At 45.2% G+C, this 12,036-nt stretch carries 10 protein-coding genes; 1 reads left to right on the forward strand and 9 read right to left on the reverse strand.

From position 1 onward, the window contains the following. Position 1 precedes the first annotated feature (1 nt). The 8 genes from KP625_RS08735 to KP625_RS08770 all read right to left on the reverse strand — a co-directional run bounded on the left by KP625_RS08735 (position 2) and on the right by KP625_RS08770 (position 9,065). On the reverse strand, positions 2 to 715 hold the full coding sequence (locus tag KP625_RS08735; protein WP_238297319.1) for a ComF family protein: 714 nt from the start codon (positions 713 to 715) through the stop codon (positions 2 to 4). Beyond that, positions 699 to 3,047: an SF1B family DNA helicase RecD2 gene (recD2, locus tag KP625_RS08740; RefSeq protein ID WP_238297320.1), complete on the reverse strand. Its 2,349-nt coding sequence runs from the start codon at positions 3,045 to 3,047 to the stop codon at positions 699 to 701. Before recD2 ends, KP625_RS08735 begins: the two co-directional genes overlap by 17 nt. A gap of 21 nt (positions 3,048 to 3,068) precedes the next feature. Next, positions 3,069 to 3,470 carry a rod-binding protein gene (locus tag KP625_RS08745; protein WP_238297321.1) on the reverse strand — a complete coding sequence of 134 codons (402 nt, stop codon included), beginning with the start codon at positions 3,468 to 3,470 and terminating at the stop codon, positions 3,069 to 3,071. 33 nt (positions 3,471 to 3,503) lie between these two features. Beyond that, positions 3,504 to 4,334, reverse strand: coding sequence for a flagellar hook-basal body protein (locus tag KP625_RS08750; protein ID WP_238297322.1), 831 nt, complete (start codon positions 4,332 to 4,334; stop codon positions 3,504 to 3,506). Positions 4,335 to 4,384: 50 nt separating this feature from the next. Then, positions 4,385 to 5,167 carry a flagellar basal-body rod protein FlgF gene (flgF, locus tag KP625_RS08755; RefSeq protein WP_238297324.1) on the reverse strand — a complete coding sequence of 261 codons (783 nt, stop codon included), beginning with the start codon at positions 5,165 to 5,167 and terminating at the stop codon, positions 4,385 to 4,387. Positions 5,168 to 5,181: 14 nt separating this feature from the next. Next, positions 5,182 to 6,171 (reverse strand): rod shape-determining protein, encoded by a 990-nt coding sequence (locus KP625_RS08760; RefSeq protein WP_238297325.1) that lies wholly within the window; start codon positions 6,169 to 6,171, stop codon positions 5,182 to 5,184. Positions 6,172 to 6,205: 34 nt separating this feature from the next. Further along, a complete protein-coding gene (locus tag KP625_RS08765) occupies positions 6,206 to 8,020 on the reverse strand; it encodes a GAF domain-containing protein (protein ID WP_238297327.1) in 1,815 nt (604 codons plus the stop codon). Between the two features lie 103 nt (positions 8,021 to 8,123). Then, positions 8,124 to 9,065, reverse strand: a complete 942-nt coding sequence (locus KP625_RS08770; RefSeq protein WP_177970655.1) for a hypothetical protein — start codon at positions 9,063 to 9,065, stop codon at positions 8,124 to 8,126. 175 nt (positions 9,066 to 9,240) lie between these two features. Between KP625_RS08770 and KP625_RS08775 the strand changes: the two genes are divergently transcribed. Next, a complete protein-coding gene (locus KP625_RS08775) occupies positions 9,241 to 9,957 on the forward strand; it encodes a hypothetical protein (RefSeq protein ID WP_238297329.1) in 717 nt (238 codons plus the stop codon). Positions 9,958 to 10,043: 86 nt separating this feature from the next. Here the strand turns inward: KP625_RS08775 and metG are convergent, their stop codons facing one another. After that, a complete protein-coding gene (gene metG / locus KP625_RS08780) occupies positions 10,044 to 12,029 on the reverse strand; it encodes a methionine--tRNA ligase (protein ID WP_238297331.1) in 1,986 nt (661 codons plus the stop codon). Between the last annotated feature and the right edge of the window lie 7 nt (positions 12,030 to 12,036).

The raw sequence follows: 12,036 nt of genomic DNA on the forward strand, positions 1-12,036 counted from the left end.
ACTATCTCCCCGTGCCGATCGCCGCACTTGCATAATATATATCCGGGATGCCTGACGCATGCAGTTTCTTCGTACATGCCTCGATTGTCGCACCAGTCGTATATATATCATCGATCAACAGCACTCTTTTATAGCTTACACTTTTTTCGGTGCATTGGAAAGCCTTTTTTAGATTTTCTTCCCTCTGCTTTGGATTCAGGTCTTTCTGCGGTTCTGTATTGACAACCCGCATCAGGAAATCCCGTTCCACCGGGATATCCAACATCGTTCCAAGTGCATCCGCAAGCAGTTCCGCCTGATTGTATCCACGCTTCGTCATCTTCCGTTTGTGAATCGGAATCGGAATGACCGCATCGAGTGAGAGACTCATCAGTGCCTGTCCGTGTCTTTTTACGATCTGTCCTGCATAAAATTCTGCATATTCTTTCTGATTGTGATACTTAAACCGTGCCAGACTTTCATCAAGCGGATACTGATATTTCATCGCCGGAAAACCCTGTATATAAGACTTTGCATGCCGCGTACAATCCTCGCACAATTCCTGTTCCATATCTGCGATCTCACAGCCGCACTTCAGACATACCGGCTGTTCCGGATATGCGATCATCGGCCTGCATGTATCACACACCTGACCGGTCTGCCCACCTGTCACTTCGCCACACAATGGACAGGTTGGTGGATATATCCAATTTAAAAATTTATTCCATGCCTTCATTCAATTCCTCTATCCGAAGCGCCAGTGATGTATATCGTTTTTGTTCTTCTGAATTATCGATCATCTGATTTACCAGATTTACATCACCAACGATAATAACCAACTGCCGCGCACGTGTAATCGCCGTATAGATCAGATTCCGGTTCATCAGTTTCCGGTTTCCTCCGAGCAATGGAATGATTACCGCCGGATATTCACTTCCCTGCGATTTGTGTATCGTCACCGCGAACGCATGCTCCAACTGATCCAGTTCTTTGTAGTTGTACACACTTTCGCGCCCATCATCAAACAGAATCGTAAGTTCCTCGTCATAATCACTGATCTCCGTAATCACTCCCATATCACCATTGAATACGCCGACACCTTCATCAATTACATATCCCTTGCCATTTCCGGTCTTAGAGACACCATAGATCTTCCATTCCTGCTGGTAATTATTCTTGATCTGCATCACCTTATCTCCCTTACGGAAGACGACATCACCACGCACATGCTCCGGTTTGTTCGGAGCCTTCGGATTCAGCCGGCTTTGCAGCTTCTGATTCATATTCTCCACACCGACCTCATATTTACGCATCGGACACAGGATCTGAATCTCCTGTGGAGATAATCCATAATAATTCGGCAGGTTCTTCATCGTCAGCGTCTGCACTTCTTCAACGATCTGCGCCGCTGTCCGCTGTGGGATAAAGAAGAAATCCTGGCTCTTGTTCGTCAGTATCAGATGTTCCCCACGTTGGATCTTGTGTGCATTAAACACGATATCGCTGCCATCTTCCTGCCGGAATATCTTGTTCAGCGTTGTCACCGGAAAACATCCGGAATTAATAATATCCTTCAGCACATTTCCCGCACCAACGGACGGAAGCTGATTCACATCACCGACAAAAATCAGTCTCGTTCCATATGGCACCGCCTGCACCAGAGAGTAAAATATATATGCATCAACCATTGACATCTCATCGACAATAATTGCATCACATTCCAATGGATTGTCTGCATTTCTTGAAAAATGCATTCCATGATTGTCCTGATTTCTGCCATCCTCTTCCATCGCACCGTTGATCTCCAACAGCCGGTGTATCGTCTGTGCCGGCCATCCGGTTGACTCCGTCATACGCTTCGCCGCTCGTCCCGTTGGAGCACACAGCTTGATCTCCATACCATGTCTGGAGAAATATTTGATAATCACGTTGATGATCGTTGTCTTACCAGTACCCGGACCACCTGTGATCACCGCCACGCCTGCTTCAATCGCAGACTTCACCGCAGTTGTCTGCAATTCATCAAGCGTCAGTTCCTCTTCTTTCTCAATCGCCTGAATCTCCCGATCCAGTTCTGCCGGATCCATCTCATAACGAAGCTGCAGATCTGTCAGCAATCTGGCAGAATTCAGTTCCACATAATAATTCGATGCAAGGTAGATCACATCTTCTTCATCAATTTGTTTTATAACGATCTTGCCCGCGATCAGCAGATCCATCAACTGCTGTTCCAAAAGCTCTACCGTCTGCTCATATGCAGATCCGGCACTCGCAGCATCTGAATATTCTGCATAACCGAATGTCGACTGTCCATAGATTCCTTCTACATCGTTCGTTGATCCGCGTGTCAGTTCTACACACCGCCGCAGCAGGATCGGTTTTGGCAGATACATATGACCTTCCCCACCTGCTGTATTCAATGCATATAACAGCGCCGAACGAAGCCGGAATTCCGAATCCTGTGCAATTCCCATCCGGCGTGCAATATCATCTGCCATCCGGAATCCAATTCCATTGATATCTTCTGCCAGCTTATATGGATTCGTCCGAAGGATATCGTATACTTTATTCCCATATGCATTAAAAATACGGATTGCCATGTTCACTGAGATTCCGTACTGGGACAGGAAGATAGCGACCTCCTGAAACTCTTTCTTCTCCAGATAAGATTTTGCGATCTGCTGTGCCTTCCGCTCGGATATACCACTGATCTCTGCAAGGCGTTCCGGTTCCTCCTCCATAATCCGAAGAGTATCATCCTTGAATTTCTTCACGATCTTCTTAGCAAGAACCGCACCGATACCCTTGATGATTCCTGAACCCAGATACCGCTCCATACCAAGTGTATCCTTCGGCATCCGTATCTCATAGGATGTAAAATTAAACTGAATATCATATTGCGGATGGTTCACGTATTCCCCCTCCGCAATCACATAGAGACCTTCACTGGCACCCGGCAGGGTACCAACGAAGATCTCTTCACCTTCTTCGCCTTCTACACACATAACGCAGTAGCCGGTTTCATCACTCTTGTATTTGATTTTCTCTATGTAGCCTTCTCTAATCATGTCCTGTTCCTATGTATCATTTTATGCATTCTCTGCATTTGCCACCGTCGCTGCCTGCTCCATCTCATGCAGCTCCTCCGGCGTGATCGCCGCATTCTGCTTCTTCATGGATTCGTATAACTGCTGTGCAAGTCCAAGTTTTCCCTGATCACTTACCAGTTTTGCATATTGCTGTGCCTGCAGGTCATACGCATAATCTGCATATGGATTATCATCGGAATCATCGGATTTGATCGTCGACTGTACCTGCTTGTACACCTGCTCTACCAGATATGCTTCAAATTCCTTGCATGCAGCCATCATCTCCTCATCTGTCGCATCTGCGGAAGAGGATCTCTTTATTTGGTTAGTCAGATTCCCCACCTGTGCCTGTGATACATACGAGGAATAGTCTTTGTTTGTAAGATTTGTGATATTTTCCATGGTGTTGCATCACCTTTCCCTTTGATAACATTATTATCGTAAGTTATTCGCCTGCTGCATCATCTCATCAGAAGCCTGAATTGCTTTAGAATTCATCTCATATGCACGCTGTGCTACGATCAGATTGACCATTTCATTTGCCACATCTACATTGGATGCTTCCGTATAGTACTGGTGTGTCTGTGTCTGTTTCAGCGTTGCATTTCCATTTTCCGCAACCGCTGCACCACTCGCTACGGTCTGAGAATAATTATTGCTGCCTTCCTTGGAAAGGCCTGCCGGATTGTTAAACTGATAAATACCGAACTTAATAGGACTTCCATTTGCATCTGTAATCACCGCAGGATTCCCCGTTCCATCTGGAAATGCCAGTGTTCCATCCCGGTTGATCACGAGATCCGTTGCCACACGGTTGGACGGCAATATAATTTCATTTCCATATGCATCCAAAACCGGATTACCATCCGATGTACAAAGCATGTTTCCATTTGCGACCGGTGAAATCTCAAATGCACCATCACGTGTATACTGCAATTCTCCACTCTCCGTGCGGATCTGGAAAAAACCATCTCCTTCCAGTGCCACACTGAACGGATTTTCTACATGATTAAGATTACCATTTGTAAATGTACTTGTAATCGCTGCCACACGGCTTCCAAGTCCAACTTCTGCCGCTACCGGTTTATTCTGACCGGCATTGTTCGTCGATGTCGACTGCAGATTCTGATACAGCAAAGACTTGAAACTCGCCTGCTGTGTTTTATATCCAATTGTATTGATATTCGCTACGTTATTCGCAATTGTATCTACATTGACCTGCTGTGCCCGCATACCGGATGCAGCCGTCCAAAGGGATCGCATCATACGCTACTACCTCCTACTTCCATATTGCCCTTCGCTTAGTTCCGTGGCAATTATACTCTTCCGATTTCATTGACCGCCTTGTCCAGTGTCTGATCAATCGTCTGAACCATCTTCTGGTTCGTCTCATACGCTCTTGTGACCGCGATCATATCAACCATCTCCGTTACCATATTGACATTCGACATTTCCAGATATCCCTGATTAACTGTCGCAGCCGCCTGTGTCTGTACCGCGCCATTCACCGCTTCATACATATTCTCACCATAGCTCGACAACGCTTCATAGTTTTGGAAATCAACCAACTGCAATGTTGCAACATAATTGTTGCCGGAATAAATCTCTCCTGCCTGATTCACGCTGATCTTAACCAGATTTGCATCCGGAATCTGTATACGATTACCGCCTTCCGCCAGCACATAATCGCCATCCTTTGTCACAAGATAACCGTCCCTGGTTACAGTGAAATCGCCATCCCGCGTGTAGCGTGTCGTTGTCGTTCCACTCTTGTCTGTTGTGCTGATGGTAAAAAATCCGCTGCCGGATAATGCAAAATTGTACTGGTCTTCTGTCTGTCTGAAATTTCCCTGTGACATATCGAAATATGTCTCACCGATCTTCACACCAAGATTCACGCCACCAATTCCCTGTTTTAAGTTCGGACCAATTGTCGGATCATCAATCTTGACTGCCAGTTGGCGGTCAAAAGACTGCGATGTAACATCCACCTTCTTAAAACCGGTTGTATCAGCATTTGCCATGTTGTTCGTCACAACATCCATTCTTTTTTCTTCGTTGCGAAGTCCGGTCCAGGCCGTGTACAACCCTCTTACCATCGTTTCCCTACTTTCTACTTACGTTCACTCAAAAACTCAATATACTTTCCTGTACCGATTGCCACTGCAGTGAGCGGTTCCTCGGCTGTCATCGTCGTGATTCCGGTATTCTCCTCGATCAGATCCTCCAGGCCATGCAACAATGCACCACCTCCGGTAAGCACGATTCCACGGTCTGCAATATCTGCTGCTAATTCCGGCGGAGTCCGTTCCAACACAGAATGTACCGCATCCACGATCTGCGATGTCACCTCCCGCAGTGCTTCTTCAGTTTCATCCGAAGATACTGTTACCGTCTTTGGAAGTCCTGTTACCAGATTTCGTCCACGGATATCCATGGAGATATTCTCTGGCCGCTTATAACAAGTTCCGATATTGATCTTAATATCCTCCGCTGAACGCTCACCAATCAACAGATTATGACGCTTCCTCATAAAACGGACAATCGCATCATCGAAATCATCACCTGCTACCTTGATAGACGATGACACAACCACTCCATCCAGTGAGATTACTGCGATATCTGTAGTTCCACCACCGATATCGACGATCATATTTCCGCAAGGTCTGGAAATGTCAATACCTGCGCCAATCGCGGCTGCAACTGGCTCCTCAATAATATACACATCTCTTGCCCCTGCCTGATATGTCGCATCCTCCACGGCACGTTTCTCCACATCCGTAACTCCGGATGGCACGCACACGCTGATACGGGGTCTTCTACCGAAGAAACTCTTACCAACTGCCTTCTGGATGAAATATTTCAACATCTTCTCTGTCGTTCTATAATCGGAAATCACACCCTGTCTCAGTGGACGAACCGCAATGATGTTGCCAGGTGTTCTTCCGAGCATCAATCGCGCCTCTTCACCAATGGCTTTGATCTGTTCCGTGTCTCTGTCGTAGGCAACTACAGACGGCTCCTTTAACACAACGCCCTTTCCTTTGACATAGACTAATATGCTGGCGGTTCCCAGGTCGATTCCTATATCTAAACTTGCCACGCCTTGTTCCTCCTATCTATATATCGGAAATTTCCTAATTATCCTTAGCTTTTTTCATAATAATCATGGTCGCAGCGCCACCCTGTAACCACTCAATCGGCACTTCTGTGATGTCCATGATCTCATCAAGTGCCGGCACATAACTGCACCATTTGCTGATCTTACGTCCGGCAATATCTTTACGAACACCGTCCATGTGTTCAAATTTATCACGTAGATTCTTCAGAATCTTGCGGCTGTCTCCACCGGTCAGATCATACCCAAGCATATCATTCAATGCCTTATTCGAAAAGAATACATATCCCGTATATAAGTCACGGATAAAAATTCCCTCATGAAAACTATTGTATGTCTCTATCAGATGTTTATTCACATTTCGCACATTATCATCACCATCTGCGTTCTCCAGCATATTCTGAATCAGCAGAGAAATACTCTGTGAAAAACGAAGTTCTTCCTTTGTCCAGACTCGTTCCGATTTGGACTCTGCAAAAATCAGGACACCGTACAACCTTCCTTCCAGATAAATCGGGTATGCAATCTCTGCCCGGAAATTATATCGCATCAGATTAATCACATCTCTCTGCGTCATATTCGTCCGGTCAAGCATACAGCAACCGTTGCCACGCTTGATTGCATCCATCACAAGATACAAGCGCTCCGGGAGCAGTGTCAATACCTCATCACCCGGCATCTCACCCGATACATCAAAAAAGCTTCTCAACATATAAGATTTCGGGTTCTCCTTATCAAATGTATATAAAAACATACGATCCAGATCCATATGAAGCGCAACCTCCCGCAAGGTCTCGCCAATCACCTGTTCTACATCTTCGCTCAATTTGCTGTTAATCTTCGACAATGCATTGTTGACGATACTCTGTCTCGCAAGTTCTTCACGCAGTTTCTTGCCCGCGCCACGCGACTTTGCAGATTCAACAATAGAATTGTAACTCTGCAACAGAAAGTCAGAGACAAGCTCTGCTGTCGTCCAATGCAGTTCATAAATCTCTTCCAGATGTTCCGTCTCTTCCGGAGTATAGGAGCCAAGTACCCAGAATCCCTGTAAATTATCACCCACGCAGATCGGCGCCATAGCAAGCTTGCCATCACCGCCCTCTTCCCGATCAAAGATATGTGGTTTCATCTCTGCCAGGATTTCTTCCTTCATTGTCTTGAAGAACTCTTTGTAGGTTGGTGTCTCAAACAAATCGTAGAAATCCCCCAGATTTGTTGCCGGTCCAACCGGAGTGGATTCCACCTTACCATTTTCATCGACAAAAACAGAATACAGCTGTGAAAGCTGTGAAAATCCACTCATGGTCATCTCCATCTTCTGAATCTGCGGAATCATACCCGGATTGTCCAATTTGCTAATCACAAGAGATCCGGTTGGAGAAATCTGCATGCGTCTGCTCGGCTTCTCAATTGCCTGCTTGATCTCTTCCTGCTTCTCTGTTTCCTTTTCTGCCGAGATATCCCGGATATAAAACTCAACCTCATAAGTGTGATCCTCTTCCGATACAACCTCTATACAGATATTGACTCTCGCCTGACGAAGTACACCATCATCCCCTACCATACGATACTCATGCACATAATCCTGCACACGGTTTTCAATCGCATTGTGTATCGTCTTCATCACCATCTCCCGGTCTGCCGGATATATATAATCTTCCGATAATTTCAACCCTTTATTCACCATCTCAACATTCATTCCAAGTTCCGATGCATTTGGCGAAATATACACAAGGCTTGAGCCAGGCATGCCCGTAATATAGCGTTTCACTAAAACGATAAATCCTGTCTTCTCAATTGCTTTTCTAAGGTATTTATTTTCTATTACCATGGAACCGCCCCCTTTTTATCGTATCGTAAAAGTATTCGTATCGAATAAGGCTGTCACACAGATGTGCGACAGCCCTTCTTATACCACTTTCAAACGTCTCTCGTTAGTTTTTACCAAGTTCAGGAAATGCCTGATTAGCAGCCTCAATTGTACTGTTCACTGCATCTGCAACTCCGCTGACTGCCTTGTTCATCTGTGTGTTCGCAGTCGTCACCACATTCTGAACCTCTTCCAATGCAGCCTTCATCTGTGCCATATATTCGCTTACACTCTCACACTCCTGTTTTACCTTTACACGCGTGTTGTAGACTTCTGCACTTGTCTGTGTACGCATCTCCTCGCACTCAGCCGTAGCTTCCGCACGCATATTCGCACAGATCTCCTCTGTATGATCGTTTAATGCCTGGCAGGCAGCTTCTGTATCTGCACGAAGCTTATCCGTCTCTTCTCTTGTCTCCTGCTTTACACGATTACACTCCGCATATGCGCTGTCCTTCTTCTCCTGGCATTTACTCTTTGTATCTGCTTCAAGTCTCTCACATGCAGCAACCGTCTCCGCATGCATACGCTGACACTCAGCTGTTGTCTCCTCTGACATCTGACGACATGCATCGCTCGTCTCCTGTGTCAGCTTATCACATTCTTCCTCTGTCTTCGCACGAAGAGCATCACACTCCTGCTGTGTCTGCTTTGTAAGAGTGTCTGCGTTCTCGCGGGCTTCAAGCAAAGTTCTTGAGATCGACTCATAACGGCTGGCAGATTCTTCTTCTCTTGTCTCATATGCCGCCATCTTATCACGAAGCTGTGTAACTTCCACCTGAAGTTCATCATTTACCTTTTTCAAATTCTCGATCGTGCTGGATGACTCATTCAGATTCACCTCCCGCATCGTATGAAGATTCTTCACTGTCTCAGACAATTTCAACACGTTTGCCTTCAAATCGGCAACCTCTTTCTCGTGTTCTGCGGTTAATTCGTCTATATAATTCTCGACTGCCTTTTTGTCGTATCCACCAAATGATGTGGTCTTCAAAGTTACATCCATTCTACAATTCTCCTTTCGAATGACTATTATCCAATATGTTTCTTAATTATACCATAAGTATCTTGTTTATGCACCATTTTTTTATTAGTAAAAATGATGTATTGATATTTACTTTCGCCTTGTGATACATTAAAATAGTGTTTAGTTTTGTTATCTTGGAAAGGTGGTTTTTAAAATGAACTTTAATATAAAATTATATAAGGCGAAAGGAAAGCGCGCAGCTCTTGCTTTTGTCTGCATGCTGCTTGTCTGCTCCCTGACCGCATGTACCGCAAATGTGGAGAAACGCTACCAGACATATATCAAGAGTCTGATTTCCATCAATTACCTTGGCGCGACCAAGGAATATATCGAAGCGTCCGGTGCCAACCAGGCAGATGCAGATGCACTCTACCAGGCAAATATTGATCTGCTCACAGACAATATTTTAACCTATTACAGTGTCAATATTGATGACGCACCCGAGATGCGGGTGCAGTTTGAGGAATTAGCAAAAACCATTTACAGCAAAGTAAATTTCAGTGTCGACAAAGCAAGAAAAGACGGAAGTGTCTATGTTGTAGATGTAACTATTTATCCAATCAACCTGTTTGCACAGACTTCCGCGGATGTAACAAATCTTGTGAATACATTTAATGATGGCGTAAAAGCCGGGCTTTACAACGATTACACGCTCACAGAATACGAAACCGAATTTGCACAGCAGCTGCTTTCTATCCTGAACAATGGTTGTGAGAATATGAGCTATGCAGACCCACAGGTAGTAACGGTAGAAATTATCGAAGACGGAAACAAATATTACATCAGCGACCGCGATTTCAGAAACATCGATGCGGCCATGATCAATTCATCTGTTGTGACAGAGACCGGTACAGCAACAGATGCCCAGTAACTATTTCATAATTTTACAAGCAATTAAAAATGACCGATTGGTTTTACACCAGTCGGTCATTTATTTTTAATAAAATCGTGGATTATCTAGCTGATCATTGCTCCAGCCGGCATATCTTTCTCTGCAGTTAAGAGTGCCAGATTTCCATCGAAATCCTCCGCACAGAGAAGCATACCTTCAGACAAAACACCCGCCAGCTTTGTCGGCTTCAGGTTCGTGATAACTACAACCTTCTTACCAACCATCTGCTCCGGCGTATAGTAATGCTTGATTCCCGATACAATCTGCAGGGTTCTGCCCTGTACCTTTACCTGAGAGCAAAGCAGTTTCTTGGACTTTGCAACTTCCTCGCAGGCGATGATCTCACCCATCTGTAACTGCATACGGCTAAACTCATCAATTGTGATTTCTTCTTTTACAACGGCATCAAGCGTAGGAATCTCAACCTTTTCTTCTTTCTTTACCTTCTTCTCCGGCTTTGGCTCCTCAACAACCTTAGATGGGAAACGCTTCTCAATCTCCTCGAGCATCTTTGGTGCATCGATTCTTGCAAAGAGAATCTCCGGCTGATCCGTTACCTTATTTCCGGATGGGTACAGGCCAAAGTTCGAAAGCTCTGTCACACGACGCTTGTCAGCATTGAGCTGCTTTAATATCTTCTCGGAAGTCTCCGGCATATATGGCTCAAGTAAGCTTGCGCCAATCACGATGCTCTCTACCAGATTGTAAAGAACCGTATTCAGACGATCTGCATTCTCCGGATCCTTAGCAAGTGCCCAAGGCATCGTCTCATCAATATACTTATTGCAACGCTTAAATAAAGCGAAGATTTCTGTGATCGCATCTGCCACACGAAGCTTGTCCATGCATGCATTTACACGGAGTCTGGTGTCAGTTACAACTGCCTTTAGGTCGTCATCGACCGGCTCATGTGCGCCTGCGTTTGACACAACACCATCGAAATATTTATTGGACATGGAAATCGTACGGTTGACGAGGTTTCCAAGTGTGTTTGCAAGTTCTGAATTGATACGCTCAATCACAAGCTCCCATGAGATAACACCATCGTTCTCAAACGGCATCTCATGCAGCAGGAAGTAGCGAACCGCATCTACGCCGAACAGATCTACCATATCGTCTGCATAGATTACATTTCCACGGGACTTACTCATCTTTCCATCACTCTGGATGAGCCAAGGATGTCCGAATACCTGCTTCGGAAGCGGCTCTCCAAGTGCCATAAGGATACATGGCCAGTAAATCGTATGGAAACGGATGATATCCTTGCCGATCAGATGCAGATCTGCAGGCCAGTAACGATGGTACAATTCGTCCGAATTACCATCCACATCATAGCCAAGACCTGTAATATAGTTAGTCAGCGCATCAATCCATACATATACGATATGTCCCGGATCGAAGTCTACCGGAATACCCCACTTGAAGGATGTTCTTGATACGCACAGATCCTGTAATCCCGGAAGCAGGAAGTTATTCATCATCTCGTTCTTACGGGACTCCGGCTGGATAAAGTCCGGATGTGTATTGATATGTTCAATCAGACGGTCTGCATACTTGCTGAGCTTGAAGAAATATGCTTCTTCCTTTGCCGGCTGTACCTCACGGCCACAGTCCGGGCATTTGCCATCTACAAGCTGCGCTTTCGTGAAGAAAGATTCACAAGGTGTACAGTACATGCCTTCGTACTCGCCCTTGTAGATATCTCCCTGATCGTATAATTTCTTGAAAATCTTCTGTACCTGTTTCTCATGATAGTCGTCCGTTGTACGGATAAACTTATCGTAAGATGTATTCATAAGATCCCATATACGCTTGATCTCTGCCGATGTCTCATCCACAAACTCCTTCGGCGTGGAGAGATTCTCAAATGCTTTAATCTCTATCTTCTGACCATGTTCGTCTGTTCCTGTCTGGAAACGAACATCGTATCCAACATATCTCTTATATCTGGCAATGCTGTCTGCAAGTACAACCTCATACGTATTGCCTATATGAGGCTTACCAGATGTGTATGCGATTGCGGTTGTAATGTAGTACGGTTTTTTAGGCATATGAAAC

The organism is Eubacterium sp. MSJ-33 (assembly GCF_022174665.1).
Taxonomy (GTDB): domain Bacteria; phylum Bacillota; class Clostridia; order Lachnospirales; family Lachnospiraceae; genus Coprococcus_C.

What these genes read in the sequence shown, in the direction of transcription:
- KP625_RS08735 (WP_238297319.1), bottom strand. Translation starts at nt 715, where the DNA reads ATGAAGGCATGGAATAAATTTTTAAATTGGATATATCCACCAACCTGT.
- recD2 (WP_238297320.1), bottom strand. Translation starts at nt 3,047, where the DNA reads ATGATTAGAGAAGGCTACATAGAGAAAATCAAATACAAGAGTGATGAA.
- KP625_RS08745 (WP_238297321.1), bottom strand. Translation starts at nt 3,470, where the DNA reads ATGGAAAATATCACAAATCTTACAAACAAAGACTATTCCTCGTATGTA.
- KP625_RS08750 (WP_238297322.1), bottom strand. Translation starts at nt 4,334, where the DNA reads ATGATGCGATCCCTTTGGACGGCTGCATCCGGTATGCGGGCACAGCAG.
- flgF (WP_238297324.1), bottom strand. Translation starts at nt 5,167, where the DNA reads ATGGTAAGAGGGTTGTACACGGCCTGGACCGGACTTCGCAACGAAGAA.
- KP625_RS08765 (WP_238297327.1), bottom strand. Translation starts at nt 8,020, where the DNA reads ATGGTAATAGAAAATAAATACCTTAGAAAAGCAATTGAGAAGACAGGA.
- KP625_RS08770 (WP_177970655.1), bottom strand. Translation starts at nt 9,065, where the DNA reads ATGGATGTAACTTTGAAGACCACATCATTTGGTGGATACGACAAAAAG.
- KP625_RS08775 (WP_238297329.1), top strand. Translation starts at nt 9,241, where the DNA reads ATGAACTTTAATATAAAATTATATAAGGCGAAAGGAAAGCGCGCAGCT.
- metG (WP_238297331.1), bottom strand. Translation starts at nt 12,029, where the DNA reads ATGCCTAAAAAACCGTACTACATTACAACCGCAATCGCATACACATCT.